Origin of the sequence: Tolypothrix sp. VBCCA 56010, from assembly GCF_050875635.1 — a bacterium.
Classification (GTDB): domain Bacteria; phylum Cyanobacteriota; class Cyanobacteriia; order Cyanobacteriales; family Nostocaceae; genus Hassallia.
On the sequence record NZ_JBPAOH010000094.1, the window covers coordinates 1 to 23,504 of the forward strand.

Here is a 23,504-nt window from a genome sequence, read left to right on the forward strand (position 1 = left end):
TAATGGAGTTCAAAGACTCATTAATGGAGTTCAAAGACTCATTAATGGAGTTCAAAGACTCATTAATGGAGTTCAAAGACTCATTAATGGAGTTCAAAGACTCGTTAAACTATTCCTTATCCTCTCCTACATTACGCGCTGCGAGATACTCGTACATTTTCCAACGCGCATCCACTTCTGCTTGCGCTTCTTCTAAAAGACGTTTGGCAATTTCGGGTTTACTCTTAGTCAGCATCTTGAAGCGATTTTCTTGATACATTGACTGTTCTACCGACTGCTTGGGCTGACGCATATCCAATTGTAATGGATTCTTACCCGCTTGCTGCAATTCGGGATTGTAACGATACAGCAACCAACGTCCTGATTCTACCAAAGCTTTTTGATGATTCATAGCTGTGGTCATGTTGATGCCGTGGGCGATGCAATGACTGTAAGCGATAATCAGTGATGGTCCTTCGTAAGCTTCTGCTTCTATAAATGCTTTTAGGGTGTGTTCATCTCTCGCACCAAGGGCTACACTCGCTACGTAGACATTACCGTAAGTCATGGCGATTAGCCCCAAGTCTTTCTTTGGTGCTGGCTTACCGCTGGCGGCAAATTTAGCGATCGCTCCTCGCGGTGTAGCTTTAGATGATTGACCGCCAGTGTTAGAATACACTTCGGTATCCATTACCAAAATGTTGACATTGCGACCGCTGGCAAGAACATGATCCAATCCGCCAAAATCAATATCATACGCCCAACCATCACCACCGACAATCCAGACGCTTTTTCTCACCAAGTAGTCAGCAATCGATTTGAGATTTTGGATTTGAGATTTTGGATTGTCATTTTCCGGAATTTCGTCTAACCGTTGTTTCAACAGCGCTACTTGTTCGCGTTGTTCCCAAATATCAGCTTCAGATTTTTGCTTCTGCTTGAGGATGGACTCAACAAGATTATCGCCTATTTCACTGCTTAATTGTTGGAGTAATTCGGCAGCAAATTCCGCTTGCTTGTCTAGAGAAAGACGAAAGCCAAGACCGAATTCAGCGTTATCTTCAAAAAGACTATTCGACCAAGCAGGACCTCTTCCTTCAGCGTTTGTTGTCCAAGGAGTGGTGGGGAGATTTCCCCCATAAATTGAAGAACAACCAGTAGCGTTGGCAATAACAGAGCGATCGCCAAACAGTTGTGTTAATAATTTTAAATAAGGCGTCTCTCCACAACCAGCACAAGCACCCGAAAATTCAAACAAAGGTTCTTGCAATTGCTGTTGGCGAATCTGGTTTAGTTTTAATTCCCGTCTATCAGGATTTGGTAAACTGAGAAAGAAATTCCAGTTTTCTCGCTCTTGTTCGCGTATAGGCAACTGCGCTTCCATATTAATCGCTTTGCGCGTCGGCTCTAATTTATTTTTTGCCGGACAAATCTCTACACAGATAGCGCAGCCCGTACAGTCTTCTGGGGCAACCTGAATGGTAAATTTTGAGCAAGCAAAGTCTTTATCTTTGGCATCGATTGACTTGAAAGTTGCCGGCGCGTTGGCTAACTCCCCTGGTTCATAAACCTTACCTCGAATGACCCCATGAGGACAAACCATAATACATTTGCCACACTGCACGCAGACATCCGCATCCCATACAGGAATCTCCGTAGCGATATTGCGTTTTTCCCATTTTGCAGTGCCGGTAGGAAAAGTCCCATCAATCGGTAGCGCACTTACAGGTAAGTCATCACCCTCCCACGCCATGATTTTACCCAAAACTGAGTGCACGAATTCCGGAGCGTCGGGGAGGAGGGGGAGAGTGGGGGAGGGGGAGAGGGGGGGATGGGGAGAAAGAATAGTCTCCTTGTCTCCTTGTCTCCTTGTCTCCTTGTCTCCCTGTCCCCCTGTCCCCCTGTCCCCCTGCCCCCTTCTCTCCCCTATCACATCGACTTTATGCAAATTCTCCAGCGTCTGGTCTACAGCTTGCAGATTCTTCTGGACGACTTCTGCACCTTTTTTGCCGTAGGTTTTTTCAATTGCTTGCTTAATTTTGGTTATGGCTTCTTCTTCTGGCAAGACACCCGCTAAGGCAAAGAAGCACACTTGCATAATAGTGTTAATTCTACCGCCCATGCCGCTGTTTTTGGCAACTTCGGTAGCATTGATGACGTAGAATTTAAGTTGCTTGGTGATAATTTGCTGCTGTACTTTTACCGGGAGATGTTCCCAAACGTTATCAGCATCATAAGGACTGTTGAGTAAAAAAGTTCCTCCAGACACCGCCGCTTTCAGTACATCTACGCGCTCTAAAAATTCCCAGTGATGGCAACCGATAAAGTTGGCTTTGTCAATTAGGTAAGTTGAGCGAATAAGCTGTTGACCAAAGCGCAGATGGGAAACGGTCATTGAGCCAGATTTTTTAGAGTCGTAGACAAAGTAGCCTTGGGCGTTGTTGTCTGTTTGTTCACCAATAATCTTGATTGAGTTTTTATTAGCACCAACTGTGCCATCAGAACCCAATCCGTAGAACATTGCCCGGACGACATTATCCGGTTCGGTGGAGAAGTTAAAGTCAAAGTTCAGGGAAGTGTGGCTAACGTCGTCGTTGATACCGATAGTAAAGTGGTTTTTCGGATGTGGCTGGGCGAGGTTGTCGAAAATACCTTTAACCATCGCTGGGGTAAATTCTTTCGAGGAAAGACCGTAACGACCACCGATGATTTTGGGAGGGGGAGAGGGAGAGGGGGACAGGGGGGCAGGGGGGGCAGGGGAGGACGGGGAGGACGGGGAGGACAAGGACGACTTGGAGGACGACTTGGGGAGCAATTTGTCTTTCTCACCCACTCCCCCACTTTCCACGCCAGACGCACGCCAGGTGCTACAACGGAGGGAACCTCCGCAACGCACTGGCTCCTCAACGGAGGACGCCTCCGCACAGCGCTGGCTCGACTCCCCCACTCCTCCACTCCATTGTTCATGGATAGCGGCGACTACATCCAAATACAAGGGTTCGCCGGCGCTACCCGGTTCTTTGGTGCGGTCGAGGACGGCGATCGCTTTCACACTCAAAGGCAAAGCTAACACAAACCGTGTTGCATCAAAAGGACGATATAATCTGACTTTGAGGACACCGACTTTTTCCCCACGGGCGTTGAGATAATCTACGGTTTCGTGGACTGTCTCGCAGCCGGAACCCATGAGTATAATGACACGTTCGGCATCAAGGGCACCGTGATATTCAAAGATTTGGTAATGTCGTCCGGTGCTTGCGCCTAATTTATCCATCAATCGCTGAACAATATCCGGACAAGCGTTGTAGTATAAGTTAGCGGCTTCGCGAGACTGAAAGTAGACATCGGGGTTTTGAGCCGTACCTCGCAATACTGGGCGATCTGGGGTGAGACTGCGGGCGCGGTGGGCGAATATAAGATCGTCGTTAATAAGCGATCGCAAATCCTCATCTTCCAGCAATTCGACTTTTTGCACTTCATGGGAAGTGCGGAAGCCGTCGAAGAAGTGCATAAACGGCACTCGTGCTTCTAAGGTAGCAGCATGAGCGATAAGCGCAAAATCTTGACTTTCCTGCACTGAGGCAGAACACAGCATCGCCAAGCCAGTAGCACGCGCTGCCATTACATCACTTTGGTCGCCAAAAATTGACAATGCGTGGGTAGCCAAAGAACGTGCAGCAACGTGAATCACCGCGCTAGTCAGTTCCCCAGCGATTTTGTAAAGGTTGGGAATCATCAACAATAATCCCTGAGATGCCGTGAAGGTGGTAGTCAGGGAACCTGTTTGTAATGCTCCATGTACCGCAGCAGCGGCTCCACCTTCACTTTGCATCTGAATCACACTCGGCACAGTACCCCACAAATTGAGGCGGCTTTCAGAAGACCATGCATCCGCCCATTCACCCATTGCTGAAGAGGGGGTGATCGGATAAATAGCAATTACCTCATTTAATCGATAAGCAACACGGGCAACAGCCTCATTGCCGTCGATGGTTGCAAATTTTTTCTTCATCATTTTCTCCTGCTAGATTGCCCGGATGCGAGGATATTTATATTGCTGATTGTTAAATTTGACAATCTGACCTCTCTGGTAAACCTCTCTCCTATGAGGAGGAGCCACTGCGTTGGGCGGCTCTGCCGACTTGAAGCATGTGGCGTCAGAGGCTTTGATATTCTCCCCTTCCCTCATAGGGAAGCGGTTGGGGGTTAGGTCTTTTAGGTCTTAGGCTTCGATATTCTCCCCTTCCCTCATAGGGAAGCGGTTGGGGGTTAGGTCTTTTAGGTCTTAGGCTTCGATATTCTCCCCTTCCCTCATAGGGAAGGGGCTGGGGGTTAGGTCTTTTAGGTCTTAGGCTTTGATTTTCTCCCCTTCCCTCATAGGGAAGGGGCTGGGGGTTAGGTTTGTAAGGTCTTACTCCTTTCCCGCTCAAAGAATACCTATTTAACGAACCGCGTTCGCCCAGTCGCGTAGGCGTGAAGGAGAAGACGCGTTCGGCTTTGCCGTCTGGTGAAGGAGAAGGACACGTTCGCCCAACCGCGTAGGCGTGAAGGAGAAGGAGGAAGGAAAAGAAGATAGGTAATTTTATAGTGGAAAGGGAGTAGGCTTTGATTTTCTCCCCTTCCCTATGAGGGAAGGGGCTGGGGGTTAGGTTTGTAAACCGCTATATTTAGTGTTTCAATTCAAATAACCAAACAAGAAGTATATAAAAATATTATTTGAAAGTACTTAAAGAAATGTGTGATAAGTTTGACAATCAAAATAATTGAATTTGTCGCACTGGCTACAAAAAAACATGCGATCGCCTGATTAACATGTACAAGCGATCGCTATGCGTTAGGTAGTGTACCCTGAAGCTATTTAGGAATGAGGAAATTGATTATTTTTTAGGTGCTGAAGCACCAGGGTTCGCATTTTGCTGGCGGAATCGCGCTAATTGTGCTTTTTGGTCAGCATTCAGCAAAGCTTCTTTTTTTTGTTGTGAGGTTATAAAGATTTTCTGCAATTCGGCTTGCTGTTGTGGGGTTAAATTTGCTGCCGCAGAAACTTCGCTCGGAGACTTACCTGCCTCTCTAGCGGTTTGGATTTGTTGGAGTTGCTGTGGTGTTATCACTTTCTGTACTTGGTCACGAATACCGTTATCAATCTTCCGAAATTCAGTTTGTTGTTGCGGTGTGAGTTGGATTTGGATACCGCTTTGAGCGGGAGGTTTGGCTGGTGGATTTTGGGCAAGTTGAATTGGTGCGCTCTTAGTGGTTTCTGCCTTGACCGAGAAAGGAACTGCCGTTAAACTGAGGGCGATCGCTCCAGCTATCAGTGATAAGTTTTTGAACTTCATTTATTGTATTGCCTCGTGGATTTCTCCAGTTTGTCTTCACTATTATAGAATCCCCAATTAATCATCACGTCCGGGAGAATAAAGAATTCAAGTATTTATGACTAAAGTTATATTTTGTTTTGTCCGGTTGTCATCACCGCTTATTGTGTGGCGGAGAGAATTTCCGCCACAATCTGTGCTAATATCAGCGCTATTGGTTAATTAGTTGCTTGAATTGGGTCGCTGACGACGCGATCGCATATTATCTTGAAATTGCTTGAGTTGTTGCTGCTGTTCGGGAGTTAAGATTGCTTGGATCTGATTTTTCTCTGATTCCCTAATTTCGCGCATCTTGGTTTTCTGTTCTTCAGTTAAATTTAAAGAAGCAAAACCCCTCTTTGGACGCTGACCTTGAGGTGTTTGTTGCCGAGGCTGACCCTGACGTTCTTGTTTTGCAGCTTGTAGCTGTTGTTTTTGTTCTGGGGTGAGAATCGCTTCCATTTGAGCGCGGCTATTGCGATGAATCTCTTGAATTTTAGTTTTTTGTTCTTCGCTTAGTCCCAAGCGTTCAAATGGACCGTTGCGAGCTGGTTTAACTTGTGTAGGTGTTTGCGATATTTTTTGCGCGTTGACGACGAAAGGAGTTGCACTTAAACTGAGGGCGATCGCTGCGGCTATCAAGGATAAACTTTTAAGTTTCATTTATTAGTTGTTGGCTTTGCTAGCTTGCTGTCACCATCATATAAATGTATTTGTTGCAACGACATGCGGAAAAAGTCACGAATAAACCCATGACTTAAGTCATGATTAAAATTTGATAAATGTGACTAGTAATTTGTGTAAGTTAGAAGTTAGGAGTTAGGAGTTAGAAGTTAGGAGTTAAAAGTAAAAAAATTGCTTTTAACTTTTGACTGTTGACCTTGATAAATTATTGGAGCCGAACAAATAGTGAGCCGCCCAATTGAATTTAAAAATCATCCTTTTCGATTTCTGCTTTATTTAGAGTGGATATTACTAGCGTTTTCTGCTATCAGCGCAGTTTTACCATTTCGGTCTGAGCGATTTCAGACCAATTTTCCGGAACTGACAATTTCTTGTCTGGTGATTTTTGGTTTAATGGGTTTAAGATTGCCCACTAATCATCAAAGAAATAAATTACTGTATACGGCTATAGAAATCATCTTAATTTTAATAACTGCTTTTTCGGGGGGTGGAACTGCTCGACTGTTTCCCTTTCTTAATATGATTATAGTAACTCGCAGTTGCTTAATATTTCAGTTGACTGGTCGTTTAGTAGTTGCCAATTTATCATTTATCTTAATTTTAATAACGCTAGCACAGCGGTTTTCTCGATTTCCACTACCACCAAAGGCACAAGAGCGATTTTGGTTTTTGACATTCAGTTTTATGCTTTCGTTTGGATTAGCTTTAGTATTTGTATTGTTATTAATGAATGCGATATTATCTGAACGGCAAAGTCGAGAAAAACTAGCGATCGCTAACGAAAAGCTGCGACAATATGCCCTGCGAATTGAAAATCAAGCCACTCTCGAAGAACGCAACCGCATTGCACGAGAAATTCATGATTCTTTAGGACATTCTCTCACTGCTTTAAATCTACAATTAGAAACTGCTTTAAAGTTATGGCAATCCAATCCTAGCAAAGCTCAAAATTTCTTAGCTAGAGCAAAAGAATTAGGTTCAAAAGCATTGCAAGATGTGCGACAATCAGTTTCGACAATGCGCTCTCACCCTTTGCACTCTGAATCTTTAGAACAGGCGATCGCTGTACTTGCAGAGGATTTTTCTCGCTCAACTGGTGTTGTGCCAATTTGTCAAATAGTTATCGCTTATCCCCTACCACCGGAAGTTAGCACCGCTGTTTACAGGATTATTCAAGAATCATTGACAAATATTTCTAAATATGCAAATGCTACAGAAGTTAAAATACAATTAACTACGACAACAAAAAATATAAATTTAGTAATTGAGGATAATGGTAGAGGATTTGATGTAGAACAAAATACAACTGGTTTTGGATTGCAAAGTATGCGCGATCGCACTTTAGCTGTGGGAGGTGAATTTCAGATTAGTAGCGCTCCCGGTTTGGGTTGTAAAATTATAGTTGATGTTCCTTTTTTACGTTGACAATATTAATTATATTTGTGTTGTAGAAAACAAGTCTTCTTATTAAAGAACCGCCCAACTAAAGTTAGATCCCCGACAACTCTTGCGAAGTCGGGGATCTGAAGAAGGTCTGGAACTCACTAACATCCAAAAAATTAAAATTGATATGATTAAAGTATTGCTTGTAGATGACCAAAGTTTAATTCGCCAAGGATTAAAAGCATTATTGGAATTAGAAGCCGATTTAGAAATTATTGGCGAAGCTGAAAACGGTGAACAAGCAATTAATTTTATTGCTCAATTGCAACCAGATGTGGTATTAATGGATGTGAGAATGCCGATTATGGATGGAGTTGCAGCTACACGAGAAATTCACAAGCGTTTTGCCAAAGTCAAAGTTTTAGTGTTGACAACTTTTGATGATGATGAATATGTGACAGCGGCATTGCAGAATGGAGCAATGGGTTATTTACTTAAAGATACACCTTCAGAAGAATTAGCTGTGGCAATTCGCGCCGTCCACAAAGGATATACTCAATTAGGACCGGGAATAGTAAAAAAACTTTTGACTCAGTTTCCCGCAGTAACAGCATCTCAGTTATCACCACCACCTAGTTTAGCTGAACTTACCCCTAGAGAAAAAGACGTTTTACAGTTAATCGCAACAGGTGCAAATAATAGAGAAATTGCTCAGAAATTATACATTTCTGAGGGAACGGTGAAAAATCACGTCACAAATATTTTGAATAGATTAAATTTACGCGATCGCACTCAAGCAGCGATTTTTGCTAACACATTTTCAGCTTATTTAAATTAGGAGTGCGTGAATTATCATTTAAACAAACTTAGAAATTGTAGGGTGCATTATAGCAACGCTTAACGCACCGATAAATATGGTGCGTTACGGCTAATCTCTCTCAAACTCTCAAATCATTACATAGCCGTAACACAACGGCAATAAAGCGGGAGGAATATCCACACCGCTTTAAGCCGGACCCTACTTAATATTTACTAGTGCGTGAATTATCATTTAAACAAACTCTGATATTCTTCTTTTAAAACACCTTTTGTCACCTTTATCTTTCTAAATGACTTAGCGATAACCTCTTCACAAGATATATTAATCTGCGGCTGATTGACCGAAATTAAATCTTCAATCGAAGCACCATAAACAATTTCTGATAAACCCGGACAAACACAAGCAGTAGCACACATCGGACAAGGTTCGCCAGTAGTATAGATAATATAACCTTCTAAAGAAGGATTTTTCAACTTAGTTTAGGGCTTACGCAACAGACTTCGCGTCGGAGCGGTAATTCATGAATTACCGCTACGAAAAATCAGGCTTTTGAGACAATGCAAGCGTAAGTCCTGTTAGTTGTTAAACGACGAATTACATTAACTTCAGCATGAGCAGATAAATCCCTATCTTGCCTCACAGTATTATAAGCTATTGCAACTACTTGATTATCTTTAACAATTACTGCACCGTGCATCTCCTTTTTTTGCCTGTTCTAGGGCTAGGCGCATAAAATCTTCAGGTTTCATAAATAATTAAAAATGGGACAGCTTTATATTTGTAAGTTAATGTAGAGTTGGCAATGCCTATTATTCTAATCATTCGTAAAGTTATTTACAAGCAATTTGTCAAAAATGTTACTTTTACGAAAAAAAACAGCATTCTACCTAACAGACTTAGAAACACCTGTAGGTAAAGCAATTAATCTCACAATTGCTGGATTAGTTCTACTGTCTTCAGTAATATTTGTAGCGGAAACTTATACTATTCCCAATGCAGTTAGATTTCAATTAAATATAGTAGATACCGTAATATTGATAATTTTTGCTGTAGAATACTTACTCCGGTTGTGGAGTACAGACAACAAAGTTAAGTATATTTTTAGTTTTTACTCGATAATTGATTTAATGGCGATTTTGCCATTTTTTCTGGGAACGGCTGATATTAGCTTTATTCGGTTGCTGCGATGGTTTAGAATTTTACGGTTAATCAGATTTATAGATAGAAAATCTTTTTTTGGTAATATCAACACAGAAGATGGTGTAATATTGGGGCGGATATTATTTACGTTATTTACAATAATATTTGTTTACTCAGGCTTAATTTATCAAGTTGAGCATCCAGTTAACCCAAAAGTTTTTAGGACTTTTTTGGATGCGTTTTATTTTTCGATTGTCACCATGACAACTGTAGGATTTGGTGACGTTACACCAATTTCAGAATTAGGTCGCTTGCTGACAGTATCGATGATTTTAACAGGTATTGCCTTGATTCCTTGGCAAGTGGGTGATTTAATTAAGCGGTTGGTAAAAACTGTTAATCAGATAGAAACTATTTGTCCGGGTTGTGGTTTAGGTTTCCACGATGCAGATGCTCAATTTTGTAAAGCTTGCGGTACAAAGTTATCTGGTGTCATTGACTCAAGCGTAGAAGATGGAATTTCGACTTATTCGCTTGACAAATAGAATTCGCGTTTACGTAAACTTCAGATAAATCAAGGGTTTCAAACTTTTGTCTTGCGGGTATTTCGTGTAGTAGCGATTAAAATCGCTCAATACAAGATGTGAAATAAAATAATTTTCCGAAAAAGTTGCAACTGCTTGTGTAGCAAACTGTCAGGGAAACTCATCAAAAGGAGTATTGGTGATGGATAAGTTGCTACTTGGTATCCTGGCTATGTTAGTAATTGTAGTTATCAGTAACCCAATTGCTAACCCAATTGCTAATATGCATGGACCGCTTTTTCTACTATTTTATGCTTTTGTGATTGGAGTAACGTTGCTGGTGTGTCGATTGAGTATACAGCGCGACAGAGAGGCAAATTTACCTCTGCCATTAATTCCCACTAACCCCGATCCTCTCGAAATTGCTTATTTGCGGGGTGGAGAAAATGAGGTTACGCGGTTGGTTGTTTTAGATTTAATTCAACGCGGTTACTTAGAAATTGATAAACAGAATATCAAGCAACCAATTAATCGCCCTAATCCGAATATTTTAACATCATTAGAAGATGACGTGTTAAATCAATTCTCTTCACCACGCAAGGCTAATCAGATTTTTAAGTCATCGCTCTCTAGAAAGGTAAAACAACACTGCGCTTTTTATGAACAGCGGCTAAAAAATCAACAATTACTATCATCAGAAACAGCTTCATCAGTTGCCCGACGTATTGCTTGGAAAGGGGGATTAATTATTTTAGGTTTGGGCAGCTACAAGTTGATAATAGCACTGGCGAATGGACATTATAATGTGATGTTTCTCATCATCATGGGTATCATTTCGATTATTATTTTGACGAGTGTCTGCAAAGTACCACGACTGAGCGATCGCGGAAAAGCTTACTTACAAGCATTACAGCAAACCTTTGAAAGTCTCAAAAAGCAAGTATCTAATCATACATATAATTCCGGAGACTTGAATAATATCTTGTTGCCTGTAGCTGTATTTGGCGTGTCAATACTAGCAGCTAGTCCTTTCGCTGAGTATGAAAAGCTATTTCACATCTCAGCAGCAACCGCAAACGCCGATGTTAGTGGGGGGAGTGGTAGTTCCTGCGGTGGTGGTGGTGGCTGTGGGGGTGGTTGTGGAGGTGGTTGTGGTGGTTGTGGGGGTGGTTAAAGCTAGATTTGAGGGAAATCTCCTATATATATACGTGTGCTACAATGTGTAATTAAGAGATTTAACTGGTTAATACGGTAGCTCAAAGCTTAAAAATATGCTGCGTGAAGACATCCCAAACTCGAAAGCAGAAACACCGATATTTAGGCTGATTGGTATTTTGGGTGTATTAGTGGTGATGGTAGCGATCGCTATTCCCGCATCGAGTCTGATTGCAAATATGTATGGTTCGCACTTTCTGGTAGTGTATGGTTGTGTTATTACCATCACTTTGTTTGTCAGCGATTGGTTGGTGCAACCAACCAAAAATCAAGCTTTACCGTTAATTCCCACAGCATTAGATCCTTACGAAATTGCCTATTTAGATACTGGAGAAATCGGAGTTATCGAGGTAGCTGTTATTGACTTAATACAAAGTGGTTATTTGCAAGTCGTCAATAAAGAGTTGATTCAAATTGGGGAGAATCGTCCCGATCCATCTACGCTAACACCAATACAGCGTCAGGTATATGATTGGTTTTCTACCCCCCGCACAGCAAACGAGATGTATTTTTTGCGATCGCTAGCCGAAAAAGTACAGCCTCATTGCACAGTTTATCAACAACGTTTGCAAGATGAGCAACTTTTAAATTCTGACCAGGTAAAAGCAAGAAAATGGCAGATTGCTTTGATCGGGACATTAATTATTCTAGGTTTGGGTGGCTTCAAGTTAATAGTAGCTTTAGTACACGGACACCATAATGTCGGTTATCTCACCCTTATGGGCATTTTGTCGCTATACTTTCTGTGGAGTATTTGTAAGGTAGCACAACGCCGCACTTACTTAGGTGAAGTTTATCTCAAGCAACTTAAGGAAACCTTCTTTCAGTTAAAGCAGAGAGTAAAAACTGTCGTCGCTGAGGAAGTTGACTACAACTTGGTTGTCGCACTTTTTGGTATCACCGCACTTGCAGGAACTCAGTACGAGTACTATCAAAAAATATCTTCAGCCTATACTGTTAAGACTAATAGTAGAACTACTAGGACTACTTCAAGTTCAAGTAGTAGTTCCAGTGGTGGTTGTAGTAGTTGCTGTAGTACTTCTGGCAATTGTTTCGGCGAAATTTCTTCTAATAGCGGAAGTTCCTGCGGTAGTAGCTGTAGTAGTTCCGGTGGAAGTTCTTGCGGAAGTTCTTGCGGAAGTTCTTGCGGTGGGGGTTGTGGTGGGGGTTGCGGTGGGGGTTGTGGAGGTTAATATATTCGCAAAAACACCTTCACCCGCCCAGAACTGAAAGTTCCGGGCTAATAGGGAAAGTCCATTTTAATGGACTGAAACCTTTTCTTAGTCCAATTCTATATGAGGTTGCGCTTTATTCGCCCTCACGCCCGCTCTGGGTGGGCGCTCTTAGGCGCATCTTTATACAGAAATGGTATTAGTCTTCTTCAGAAGACTTCCGCTATTAGCCATAGGTTTATAACCTATGGCGGGTGTGGCAGCTTGTTGATAATTTTGTCAAATGTAATAATAAAATGCTAAATCTACCAACATTAGGTGTAGGGTTGGGTTTTCGCGAACCTTTCAAAAGTGACTTATTTCTGCACCGTCAGCAAGTTGACTTTCTAGAAATTGTTGCAGAACATTATCTAGATGCAACTTCGCAAAAACAGCAGGAATTAAAACTCTTAGCAGCACATTTCCCGATAATTCCCCACGCTATCAACTTATCTTTAGGCAGTGCTGAAGGTTTGGATATAGATTATGTACGCAAATTAGCAGCATTAATTAACCAACTTAACCCACCTTGGTGGAGTGAGCATATCTGCTTTACCAAAGCGGGTGGAGTTGATATCGGGCATTTGTCGCCGCTACCTTATACTTATGAAGCACTAGAAGTGCTTTGTCGCAATATTGCCCAAGTGCGTCGCTTCGTTGATGTGCCGTTAATTCTAGAAAATATCACTTATATGGTGACACTTCCCGGTGCCCAGATGACAGAAGCGCAGTTTTTAACCGAAGTTGTAGAACGTTCTGATTGTGGTTTGCTGTTGGATGTAACAAATATTTATACTAATGCTGTGAACCACAATTATGATATCCAGGCTTTTGTGCAAGAATTACCTTGGGAACGTGTGGTACAATTACATTTCGTTGGCGGACATTGGCATGATGGTATATTAATTGATAGCCATTCGCAGTCAACGCCGATTGAAGTGTGGAAACTGATGGATGAAGTTGTCGCGAAAATGCCTGTTAAAGGTGTTGTGTTAGAACGAGATGAAAATTTACCTACCTTTGCCGAATTAACAGCGGAATTGCAACACGCAAGGGAAATTGGTAGGAGTCATCAAAGATGGGATTAGCACAAACGCAGCAAGTTTTAGCCCAGCTTTACACCAATACAAATTTCCGAGAGCGTTTTTTTGCTAACCCGCAAGTTGCTACTGAGTTTGAATTGAGTGATGATGAAGCGCAGCAACTCGCGCAATATGCACGGCAAATTAATATATTCGCCAATTCGCTTAAGTGGAAGCGCTTAGGAGAAGTGCGGGAATTGTTACCACGCACGGCGAAAGTTTTGGGTAAAGATTTCACGGCTTTGTTTTGGCAATATGCAGAAACGTATTTACCACAGGGTATCAAGAAACATCAAGAAGATGCGATCGCCTTTGCTAATTTCCTCGAAAAAACAACTTCTGATTTAGTTAGCGATTTAGTCCGCTACGAAAAAACGTGGCTTTTAACTTATGAACGCGATCGCTATTTCCAGATATCCTGGTTTCGTTATGCTGTTCATCGCGACTGCAAAGCGCAATTAGCGATCGCTATTTGGTTTCGCTTCCCCCAAGGACAATTACACCATATCGTGCAGGGAGTGGGGAGTAGGGAGTAGAAAGTGGGAAAGAGAGATTTGTATGCATGTCGGTGTAATTTCAATCCGACGATTTTCAAAAAAAACTCTGCGTTCCTTTGCGCTTTCCTCCGCTTTCCTACCCTGCGGGAACGCCTAACGGCGAATGCGTTTAAAAAACTCTACAACTACCTAATCATTAACTTCCAACAAACCAGGCGGCGGTGTAATTTCAATCCGACGATTTTCTAAGTCAACCACCGGGGCGATCGCTTTCACAAACGGAATTAAAACAGTCTTCGCATTTTGGATTGAAATTTCTCCTTCTCCCCTTGTCCCCCTGTCCCCCCCTCTCCCCCTCTCCCCCTCCTCCTCCTGATGCAACTCCACCTCAAGCAAATCGTTTCCAGCGGGGATGATATCAACCACCGTTCCCACGAGTTCTCCTGATTCTTGCATAAAGACGGGCAAACCAATCAAATCAACCACATGATATTCATCTTCTCCTAATTCCGGGCGATCGCTTTCAGGGACTAGCAACTTACAACCGCGTAATTCTTCCGCAGAGTCGCAATTATCCACACCAGCTAACTTGAGGACATACAAATTTTTCCCATCAATATAACGTCCCCTGACTAATTCTATCGGTTGCGGTTCCGCTTCACCCGGACGCAATAACCAGCGTTTTCCAGGAACCTCAAAACGTTCGGGAAAATCCGACTGCGGATAAACCCGCACCTCTCCAGACAAACCTTGAGGTGCGACAATCTTACCAATTTCTAGCCAATTATCGGGGATGGGAGTGGGGGAGGGGGAGAGGGGGGGAGTGGGGGAGGATGAGGGAGATGGGGAGGATGAGGGAGATAAGGGAGAATTAATTCCCTGCTTTCCCTTTTTCTCTGGCTTTCTCTTCGTGTCTTTGCGGTTCATTTAAGCACTTACAGCTGCACGCTGATAAACTTGTTGCGTTACTTTTGCTAAACGCTGCATTCCGATCGCAATTTCTTCATCGCTACCGGTGAGACTGATTCGCAAACATTGGTGCTTGTGCAACCAATCTTCTCGCAAACCGGGGAAAAAGCTACTACCAGGAACAACAATTACACCCACCTGCTTGAGTTCTTGATAAAATTCCCAATCACTAATTGGTAACTCATCTAACCACAACCAAGCAAAAATTGCCCCCTCATGACGATGGAGGAACCAAGGTAAATCCTTGGGCATGGCGGCAAATAAACTTTCTTTTAAAACAGTGAACTTATTTTGATAAAATGAGCGAATCACTTGTTCAGAGATTTCTCCAAGTTTACCAGAATTGATGGCGCGAGCAGCGATCGCTTGTCCATACCGAGAAGGATGAATACACATATTTGTTTGGAAGCACTCCAGCACATGAATCCACTCTTCATTCCCAATCGCAATGCCGATGCGTTCTCCGGGTAATCCAACTTTCGATAAACTCATGCAGTGTAAGATATTATCTCCAAACACTGGTGTCATTTCCGTAAAATTCAACGCTGGATACGGAGGTGCATAAGCTGAGTCAATCAACACTGGTGCATTAAAAGGTGCAGCCAAAGCAGCAATTTTCTTCACTTCATCATCGGTGAGGACATTACCCGTGGGGTTACAGGGACGAGAGAAGATGACGCAGCCGGTGTTTTCTGTAATCTCCAGTTGGCTGAAATCAGGACGATATTTGAATTTATGTGCTGCTGCATCGATATCCAAAGTTGGTTTGTAGGCGATTAAAGCTTCAGCACATAAAGTGACGCCACCATAACCTGTATAATCAGGGCTGAGGGGCAAGACAATTTCTTTTAAATCGCCATTGCTAGTGTAACCGCCGAAGACATTGGCAGCGTAGAAATAAAGACTTTGACTGCCTGGAGTTAAAAGGATATTGCGATCGCTTAAATTTAAACCATAGCGTTTGTTAAAGTCATTGGCGATCGCTTCTACTAACGGTGCATAACCCTGACTCGAACCGTAGCGACAAACTACTTCACCATATTCGGAACTAGCTAGCAATTCTTGTGTACAATCGCGCCACAACTGCTCAACCTCCGGTAAAATCAAGGGGTTCCCAGCACTCAAATTAATAAATTGCTGCCCCGCACCGGCTTGTAATGTTTCGTTAATGTCCTTCATAATCGCTCTGACACCAGTCAGCTTGGACATTTGATCGCCAATTTTACTAAGAGCAGGTTTCATAAGCAGTGCAATAAGATAAACAGAGGGGTTGACAAATTATATAGCGGTTGGATGCTGGCGGGTCGATATTACCTCGAAGCTTTACCGCCTGTAACCAATGTAGCAAAGTTAAATTCGGTAGTGATGGCATTTGATTATGCAGTCTTAGGTAGAAAGCTCAAGGATGCGCGAGAAAGTCTTTTAATTACTCCGCAAGAGTCTGCATTGCGCCTTCAAATAGGTTTGCAGGAATACCTAAATATTGAAGCAGGAAGGAATAGAATTACTGGCGACCAATTGGTTTTGTTGTCTGTTATATACTGTCGTGATTTTAGATACTTCGTTACAGGCGACTATCCATCAGCAGAGTCACAAGTTCAAGAAATGTTTCGTCGCAATGCTGAACTTTCTAAAAGCGATCGCATTGCTATTCAAGAGTTTGTTCGGCTTTGTGAGTACGAAGATTTTCTAGAGCGAGAAGTATTTCAGCGCCAGCCTGCAAAAATTCCTAATTATGGGCAGTATTCATTTAATCATGGAAACTTCACAAGACAAGGTGAAGAAGCTGCTTCCTTTGAAAGAGAACGTTTGGTGCTGGGAAACCAACCAATAGAAAATATATTTGAGCTAATCAGAACTCAAAGTATTCATATCTTTAAGCGTCAATTAGAAGATAAAAATATTTCTGGCTTATATATTAATCATCCGGTTGCTGGTCACTGTATTCTTGTCAATTATCTTGATGATTTATATCGACAAAATTTTTCTGCTGCTCATGAGTATTGCCACGCTCTATTTGATTCATCTCAAGGGCAAGAAGTTACATACTTAAAATCTTCAAACGATAGATCTGAGCTTGAGTGGAGAGCTAATAGTTTTGCAGGTAACTTTCTGGTTCCAAAACAAAGACTTGAGTTGGATTATTCACCTGTAGATACTTATGAAGCCTGGGTCAGTCTCATCCGTCAAATTGCTGAACGCTTCCGTGTTAGCTCTCAGGTAGTAATTATACGTTTGTCGAAACTTAAATGGATTGATAGCTCTTTACACGAGCAATTAACTCAAGAAAGACGCTTGGTTATTAGGCATAACGAAAAATTTGATCCTGAAACTCCACCAACGTTATCTTCAGGTATGCAGCATAAATTGACGCAGATTATACGTCAAGGTTTATCTTGGCATTTCATTAATCTTTGTACAGAGGCATATAGAAGAGGAGAGATTACTTATCACAAGCTCTTAGATATGCTACTGCTTCCTTTAGAAGACGGTTATCAACTTCTACATGAACTTCTAATGTTTCTGGAGGTAAGTAGTTAGTGAGGGGAGTAGTGGCTATCGATACCTGCGCGATTATTCATTTCATGTACATTAATCGCTTTCATCTTCTTAAGTTGCTTGGATATTCTGTGATTACTACGGTATACGTACAGTTGGAATTTGAACAGGGTCATTCCAGCAGCTTGGCTTATTACACGAAATTAATCAATTCTGGTGAAATCACGAAATTTCCTTTAGAGATAGAGGATTTGGTCGAGATGTCAAACGTTCCTCAATCAAAACGTGCAAGTGATGCAGAGTTATCTTGTTTTGTTGTTGCCAAACGTATTGGTGGCAAAGTGATGACTGATGATAGGAAAGCGATAAATTATATTCAGCGATACATTCAAATGCCTACAGATAGCATTACTCAGCTAGTCGAAGTTTTGATAGAAGCCTATTTAGAAAACTATTTAGGGGATCATGAACTTAGACAAATCCAGCAAACTCTAGCGGATAATCAGTTTATCATCAAAATTGACTTAGCTAACGAGGCAGCAAAAAGAAGATGGATGATGGGAGGATACAGTTAATGCTTCGCATGATTAGTGAGTTCCTTCAGCTAGCCACCGCAGCACAACAATTGCGGTGCGGCGGATTGACCTAACGGAAGACATCAGCACGGTGATTAATTATTTGACGACGCTTACCTTTGTGGATAAAGACACAATTGGAGCGATGGGAATCTGCGCGGGGCAGGACATACCGTGAACGCCGCCATTAATCACAATCGTATCAAAGCCGTCGAAACAATAAGTGCGGTCAATATAGGTTCTATGTTCCGTAACGGTTGGGAAAATACTATAAAGTCGGCTGATGCTATTACTTCGTTAAAAATTGCCTAACCGTCGGAACGTCTAAACTTTCATCAAGAACTTGTAGAACACTTTCCTGATTGAATTGTTGCTTGTATTTATTAACAATATTGTAAATAGAGGCTTCGGTTTTTGGTGTATCGTCAAAAAAGAGGCTGACGTTATTGATTTACACTCAAATTAGCTGATTCATCAAATCTACACAGGAAGGCACGAAAGTGGAAGTTAAAGCAGCGATCGCTTACGGTGCAGGAAAACCCTTAACTATTGAAACAGTGCAACTTGAATCCCCACGGAGGGGAGAAGTTTTAATTCAAATTAAAGCCAGTGGGGTTTGTCATACCGATGCTTACACCCTTTCCGGAAAAGACCCTGAAGGCTTATTTCCGGCAATTTTGGGACATGAAGGTGCTGGGGTTGTGGTGGAAATTGGCGAAGGTGTCACTAGCTTAAAACCAGGCGATCGTGTCATTCCTTTATACACTCCCGAATGCCGTCAATGTGAATATTGCCTTAGCTTAAAAACCAACCTTTGTCAAGCAATTCGCACTACTCAAGGACGCGGTGTGATGCCTGATGGTACTAGCCGCTTTTCTATCGACGGGCAGATGATTCATCACTACATGGGTACATCCACCTTTGCAAATTATACAGTATTGCCGGAAATTGCTGTAGCGAAAATTCGTGAAGATGCGCCTTTTGATAAGGTTTGTTACATCGGTTGTGGCGTAACTACAGGTATTGGTGCAGTTATCAATACAGCGAAAGTAGAAGCGGGTGCAAATGTCGTAGTTTTCGGTTTGGGTGGTATTGGGTTGAATGTCATCCAAGCAGCGCGGATGGTAGGAGCTAATATGATTGTTGGGGTGGATATTAATCCGAATAAACGCGCTTTGGCAGAAAAGTTTGGGATGACGCATTTTGTTAATCCGAAGGAAGTTGAAGGGGATTTGGTTCCTTATTTAGTGGATTTAACGAAAGGTGGTGCTGATTATTCTTTTGAGTGTATTGGTAATGTAAATATTATGCGCCAAGCTTTAGAATGCTGTCATAAAGGTTGGGGTGTGAGTGTGATTATTGGTGTTGCTGCTGCGGGTGAAGAAATTAAAACTCGTCCTTTTCAACTTGTGACGGGACGTGTTTGGAAAGGTTCGGCTTTTGGGGGTGCGAGGGGACGTACAGATGTGCCGAAAATTGTTGATTGGTATATGGAAGGTAAGATTAATATTGATGATTTGATTACGCATGTTATGCCGATTGAGAACATTAATGATGCTTTTGATTTAATGCGTAAGGGTGAGTCGATTCGCAGTGTGGTAATGTTTGATTAATTGACACGGAAGCTTCTTTGGTTTGCGCCAAATATAAAGTACCACCAAGAGAAGTCCTGTTCGCAGTGCCAAACAACTCAACTGCAAATGCTGGACTATACTAAATTTGTTGTATTTTACGTTTAATTACGCTTTAATTATGTCTAGTGATGCAATTATTCAACCTGAATTATTGGATAGTCAAGCCCAGAAACAGCATAACGCCCGTCAGATTTTGAGTGTAAAAGAATTAAGTATTTTGAACGCTCGCTCTAACACTACTGGGCTGGTTTATCTTACTGGACATCTTACTATCATCGGATGCAGTGGCTACTTCTGGGGAACGAACTGGGGCAATTGGTTGGTGGCGATACCAGCACTTTTCATCTATGGATTTAGTATTGCTTCAATGTTTGCACCAATGCATGAAGCCGTTCACAGAACAGCTTTTGCTAACAATCGTTTGAATGATATTGTCGCCTGGTTTGCAGGGCTGCTTTCGTATTACAATAGTACTTATTTTCGTTACTTTCACAAGTGGCATCATCTTTATACGCGCATTCCGGGTAAAGACCCAGAACTAACCGAAATAACGCCGAAAAATTGGGCTGAATACATACTGGTAATAAGTGGTTTGCCTTGGTGGTATGCTCATGTTAACGGGCATTTTCGGGTTGCATTCGGTTTACTTGACGATTGTCCGTTTATTCCTTTATCGGCACGCGCCCAAGTTATTCGCTCAACTCGATTGCACTTAGGTGTTTATGCAGGCGCGATCGCTGTTTCTCTAATCTTTGGTCAACCTTGGTTTTTCTTTTATTGGCTACTGCCGCTGATGGTTGGTCAGCCAATTCTGCGTTTTATTTTACTGGCAGAGCATACAGGTTGTACTTTAGACAATAACATAACAACAAATACGCGCACAACGCTGACACTTTTACCCGTGCGATTTTGGATGTGGAATATGCCATTTCATGCAGAGCATCATTTGTATCCATCAATTCCTTTCCACGCACTGCCTAAAGCCCATCAGCAGTTGAATTCATACTTTACCCACGTCGATCGAGGCTACATCAAAGTCAACGGCGATATTATAGCTCAATTGGGACAGTTAGAGCCATGACCGAAAACAGGGTATGGGGTGTGGGGTGTGGGGTGTAGGGAAGAAGGGGGTAGGAAGCACATCTTGCTTTCTAGCACATCTTGCAGGGGAAACAGTTTTACTTCACACCCCACACCCTACACCCTATCCTGCACACCCCACAACGCCACTTGCTTTATGCCGGGAAACCCGTCCACCGCAGTGGCTCCCCCACACCCTACCCCCTACACCCTTTTCATGAAACCTCTTGGTTGTCTAACGTTAGAGAACTTTCAGCTACAGTGTGGCGCGGTTCTAAGAGAAGCGCAACTGGTGTACCAAACCTACGGCGAACTTGCGAGCGATCGCAGCAATGTCATTCTCTACCCAACTTCTTACGGAGCGCAACATTACGACATTGACTGGCTGATTCGTCCCGATAGTATTCTCGATCCCAGCCGTTGGTTCATTATCATTCCGAATATGTTTGGCAATGGACTGTCGAGTTCGCCCAGCAACTGCAAAGACTGTGAACTGAGCGAACAAGGCTTTTGGTTTAGCCATGTAGATAATGTTCGCGCTCAAGAACAACTGTTGCGCGAAGTATTCAAAATTGAACGTTTAGCGCTGATTTACGGCTGGTCAATGGGCGCACAGCAGGCGTATCACTGGGGGGCATTGAGGAGCGATCGCGTCGCTCGGATTGCGGCGCTGTGCGGTACAGCTCGTACCACTGACCACAATCGTATTTTTCTGCTAAGTCTGCGAACAGCACTCACAGCAGACCCCGCTTGGAATGGCAGATGCTTTGAAGCTGTTCCAGAGCGCGGATTTAAAGCTTTTGCGCGGATTTATGCGAGTTGGGCTGCTTCCCAAGCGTTTTACCGCCAGGGCATTTACTACCAACTGGGTTATACATCCTTGGAAGACTACTTGCTGCGCGGGTGGGAGTCCAACTACAAAAAGCGCGATCCGCACAATCTGCTGACTATGATTGATACCTGGCTGCACTGTGATATTAGCGATAACTCGACTTATAGAGGTGATTACAAAGGCGCTTTGTCTGCAATTTCCGCAAATACGTTGGTAATGCCTGCTACCAAAGATTTATATTTTCCGCCAGAAGATTGTGCTGCCGAGGCTGCTTTGATTCCTAGGGCGAAGTATCTGCCGATTCCTTCAATCTGGGGACACAAAGCAGGGAACCCCTATCAAAATCCTGAAGATGAAGTTTTTATCCGCACTGCCATTCGAGAATTACTGGAAACTAGGGACTAGGTGAGACCAGCCCCCGTCTTGGTGAGTCCACTTGCCGTCTTGGCGGTTTCCTCCGAAACAGCAAAGTGGCGAACCCGAAGGGCGGTCTCCCTGATCGATGGGGGACTGGCGAACCCGAAGGGGAGTGTGTAGGTTTGAATTGGATGGGGTGAGAATCCCTGCATTGAAGGCGGTGGCGCGTCTATGTAGCTAGTTATTATATACTATGTAGTTGGTTATTGTGTACAATTATGACCAACCGACTTTCTGAAATTGCCCGCTCCAAGGGTATCCGTTATTTTCTAATTTCGTTCACCGATTTGTTCGGCGTGCAGCGCTCAAAACTTGTGCCAGCCGAAAGTATTGATGCTATGGCAGCCAATGGTGCAGGATTCGCAGGATTTGCGACTTGGCTAGATATGACCCCAGCCGATCCGGATATCTTAGCAATACCCGATTCTGCTAGTATGTTTCAATTACCGTGGCAGCCGGATGTTGCTTGGATGCCTGCGGATCTTTATAGTATAAACCGTCAACCTATAGAGCAGGCTCCTAGGCTTGTACTTAAGCGCGTTCTTAACCAAGCCAAAGAACTCGGTTATAGCATCCGCACGGGAGTCGAGTGTGAGTATTTTCTGCTTTCACCAGACGGTAACAGCATTTCCGACGCACGCGATCGCTCCTCTAAACCCTGCTACGATCAACAAGCCTTGATGCGCCGCTATGAGGTAATTCGGGAAATCTGTGACGGTATGTTGAAACTCGATTGGGGCGCTTACCAAAACGACCATGAGGACGCAAACGGTCAGTTTGAGATGAATTGGATGTACGCCGATGCCCTCGTCACCGCAGATCGTCATGCTTTCTTCAAATATATGGTCAAAACGATCGCCGAAAAGCACGGATTGCGTGCTACCTTTATGCCCAAGCCTTTTCCTCATTTAACTGGTAATGGCTGCCACACTCACCTCTCTGTCTGGGACACAGCTCTTAATGCAAATCTTTTCCACGACGAGCAGGGAGAATTGGGACTTTCACCTCTAGCTTACCAGTTCATTGCGGGCGTGTTGCATTCTGCCGAGGCGCTGTGTGCTTTTTCAAATCCCACTGTCAATTCCTACAAACGAATCAACGCCCCCGTTACTACTTCAGGGGCAACTTGGGCACCTGGTACCATTACTTATAGCGGCAATAACCGCACTCACGCAATCCGCATTCCTGATGTTGACCGCTTCGAGTTTCGTCTCTCTGATGGTGCGGCTAATCCCTACTTACTAAGCGCTGCACTCATCGCTGCCGGACTCGATGGAATTGCCAACAAGCGCGATCCCGGACCGCGTTATGACAACAACAGCTATACAGATCCACAAACAAGCGATAAAGTAAAACAGTTGCCGTCAAATTTATTGGATGCTTTACGCAGCCTAAAAGCAAACACAATTTTACCCCAAACTCTGGGAGAGCGCTTTGTGGCAGCTTATTTAAAATTAAAACATCAGGAGTGGAATAACTACAGTAGTTCCATCACCCCTTGGGAAATGGAAAATACTTTAGATTGCTAGCAACATAACTTTTGTCAGAACTGATAACTTGCACCATTCTCACCAAGCACGGTTGCATTAAAAACCAAAATCTGAAAAAA

General features: G+C 43.0%; 19 protein-coding genes and 1 pseudogene. 13 read left to right on the plus strand and 7 right to left on the minus strand.

The window, feature by feature from the left end:
* Window positions 1–109: 109 nt before the first annotated feature.
* From AABK37_RS26375 to AABK37_RS26385, 3 genes are all read right to left on the minus strand, one after another.
* Entirely contained in the window at window positions 110–3,991 is a 3,882-nt protein-coding gene (locus AABK37_RS26375) for a 2-oxoacid:acceptor oxidoreductase family protein (protein WP_432554495.1), read from the minus strand.
* An 865-nt stretch (window positions 3,992–4,856) separates the two neighbouring features.
* On the minus strand, window positions 4,857–5,315 hold the full coding sequence (locus tag AABK37_RS26380) for a hypothetical protein (RefSeq protein WP_432554472.1): 459 nt from the start codon (window positions 5,313–5,315) through the stop codon (window positions 4,857–4,859).
* A gap of 201 nt (window positions 5,316–5,516) precedes the next feature.
* Entirely contained in the window at window positions 5,517–5,996 is a 480-nt protein-coding gene (locus AABK37_RS26385; protein WP_432554473.1) for a P pilus assembly/Cpx signaling pathway, periplasmic inhibitor/zinc-resistance associated protein, read from the minus strand.
* A 246-nt stretch (window positions 5,997–6,242) separates the two neighbouring features.
* On the opposite strand from AABK37_RS26385, the gene AABK37_RS26390 reads away from it, so the two are divergent.
* Together AABK37_RS26390 and AABK37_RS26395 are read left to right on the plus strand one after the other, a co-directional pair.
* Window positions 6,243–7,442 (plus strand): sensor histidine kinase, encoded by a 1,200-nt coding sequence (locus AABK37_RS26390; RefSeq protein ID WP_432554474.1) that lies wholly within the window; start codon window positions 6,243–6,245, stop codon window positions 7,440–7,442.
* Between the two features lie 145 nt (window positions 7,443–7,587).
* Window positions 7,588–8,238, plus strand: a complete 651-nt coding sequence (locus tag AABK37_RS26395; protein WP_432554496.1) for a response regulator — start codon at window positions 7,588–7,590, stop codon at window positions 8,236–8,238.
* A gap of 209 nt (window positions 8,239–8,447) precedes the next feature.
* Here the strand turns inward: AABK37_RS26395 and AABK37_RS26400 are convergent.
* A pseudogene (locus AABK37_RS26400) lies at window positions 8,448–8,969 on the minus strand (nucleoside deaminase).
* Between the two features lie 105 nt (window positions 8,970–9,074).
* On the opposite strand from AABK37_RS26400, the gene AABK37_RS26405 reads away from it, so the two are divergent.
* The 5 genes from AABK37_RS26405 to AABK37_RS26425 all read left to right on the plus strand — a co-directional run bounded on the left by AABK37_RS26405 (window position 9,075) and on the right by AABK37_RS26425 (window position 13,928).
* Window positions 9,075–9,905: an ion transporter gene (locus tag AABK37_RS26405; protein WP_432554475.1), complete on the plus strand. Its 831-nt coding sequence runs from the start codon at window positions 9,075–9,077 to the stop codon at window positions 9,903–9,905.
* A 181-nt stretch (window positions 9,906–10,086) separates the two neighbouring features.
* Window positions 10,087–11,058, plus strand: coding sequence for a TIGR04222 domain-containing membrane protein (locus tag AABK37_RS26410; protein WP_432554476.1), 972 nt, complete (start codon window positions 10,087–10,089; stop codon window positions 11,056–11,058).
* 97 nt (window positions 11,059–11,155) lie between these two features.
* On the plus strand, window positions 11,156–12,292 hold the full coding sequence (locus AABK37_RS26415; RefSeq protein WP_432554477.1) for a TIGR04222 domain-containing membrane protein: 1,137 nt from the start codon (window positions 11,156–11,158) through the stop codon (window positions 12,290–12,292).
* Between the two features lie 275 nt (window positions 12,293–12,567).
* Complete coding sequence (locus AABK37_RS26420) at window positions 12,568–13,398, plus strand: DUF692 domain-containing protein (protein ID WP_432554478.1); 831 nt, start codon at window positions 12,568–12,570, stop codon at window positions 13,396–13,398.
* On the plus strand, window positions 13,389–13,928 hold the full coding sequence (locus tag AABK37_RS26425; RefSeq protein ID WP_432554479.1) for a hypothetical protein: 540 nt from the start codon (window positions 13,389–13,391) through the stop codon (window positions 13,926–13,928). The genes AABK37_RS26420 and AABK37_RS26425 overlap by 10 nt, the downstream gene beginning before the upstream one ends.
* Window positions 13,929–14,078: 150 nt before the next feature.
* Here the strand turns inward: AABK37_RS26425 and rimM are convergent, their stop codons facing one another.
* Both rimM and AABK37_RS26435 read right to left on the minus strand, forming a co-directional pair.
* Window positions 14,079–14,816, minus strand: a complete 738-nt coding sequence (rimM, locus tag AABK37_RS26430; RefSeq protein WP_432554480.1) for a ribosome maturation factor RimM — start codon at window positions 14,814–14,816, stop codon at window positions 14,079–14,081.
* Window positions 14,817–16,100 (minus strand): valine--pyruvate transaminase, encoded by a 1,284-nt coding sequence (locus AABK37_RS26435; RefSeq protein WP_432554481.1) that lies wholly within the window; start codon window positions 16,098–16,100, stop codon window positions 14,817–14,819.
* Between the two features lie 51 nt (window positions 16,101–16,151).
* Between AABK37_RS26435 and AABK37_RS26440 the strand changes: the two genes are divergently transcribed.
* Entirely contained in the window at window positions 16,152–17,399 is a 1,248-nt protein-coding gene (locus AABK37_RS26440; protein WP_432554482.1) for a helix-turn-helix domain-containing protein, read from the plus strand.
* An 11-nt stretch (window positions 17,400–17,410) separates the two neighbouring features.
* Window positions 17,411–17,932 carry a hypothetical protein gene (locus tag AABK37_RS26445; RefSeq protein WP_432554483.1) on the plus strand — a complete coding sequence of 174 codons (522 nt, stop codon included), beginning with the start codon at window positions 17,411–17,413 and terminating at the stop codon, window positions 17,930–17,932.
* Window positions 17,933–18,221: 289 nt separating this feature from the next.
* On the opposite strand, the gene AABK37_RS26450 is transcribed toward AABK37_RS26445, so the two are convergent.
* Window positions 18,222–18,383: a DUF3574 domain-containing protein gene (locus AABK37_RS26450; RefSeq protein ID WP_432554497.1), complete on the minus strand. Its 162-nt coding sequence runs from the start codon at window positions 18,381–18,383 to the stop codon at window positions 18,222–18,224.
* 49 nt (window positions 18,384–18,432) lie between these two features.
* Here AABK37_RS26450 and AABK37_RS26455 point away from each other — a divergent pair, with 49 nt between their 5' ends.
* The 4 genes from AABK37_RS26455 to glnT all read left to right on the plus strand — a co-directional run bounded on the left by AABK37_RS26455 (window position 18,433) and on the right by glnT (window position 23,424).
* Window positions 18,433–19,545: an S-(hydroxymethyl)glutathione dehydrogenase/class III alcohol dehydrogenase gene (locus AABK37_RS26455; RefSeq protein ID WP_432554484.1), complete on the plus strand. Its 1,113-nt coding sequence runs from the start codon at window positions 18,433–18,435 to the stop codon at window positions 19,543–19,545.
* A 139-nt stretch (window positions 19,546–19,684) separates the two neighbouring features.
* Window positions 19,685–20,647 (plus strand): fatty acid desaturase, encoded by a 963-nt coding sequence (locus AABK37_RS26460; RefSeq protein ID WP_432554485.1) that lies wholly within the window; start codon window positions 19,685–19,687, stop codon window positions 20,645–20,647.
* A 156-nt stretch (window positions 20,648–20,803) separates the two neighbouring features.
* Entirely contained in the window at window positions 20,804–21,883 is a 1,080-nt protein-coding gene (locus AABK37_RS26465; protein ID WP_432554486.1) for an alpha/beta fold hydrolase, read from the plus strand.
* Between the two features lie 230 nt (window positions 21,884–22,113).
* Window positions 22,114–23,424 carry a type III glutamate--ammonia ligase gene (glnT, locus tag AABK37_RS26470; protein ID WP_432554487.1) on the plus strand — a complete coding sequence of 437 codons (1,311 nt, stop codon included), beginning with the start codon at window positions 22,114–22,116 and terminating at the stop codon, window positions 23,422–23,424.
* Window positions 23,425–23,504 lie beyond the last annotated feature (80 nt).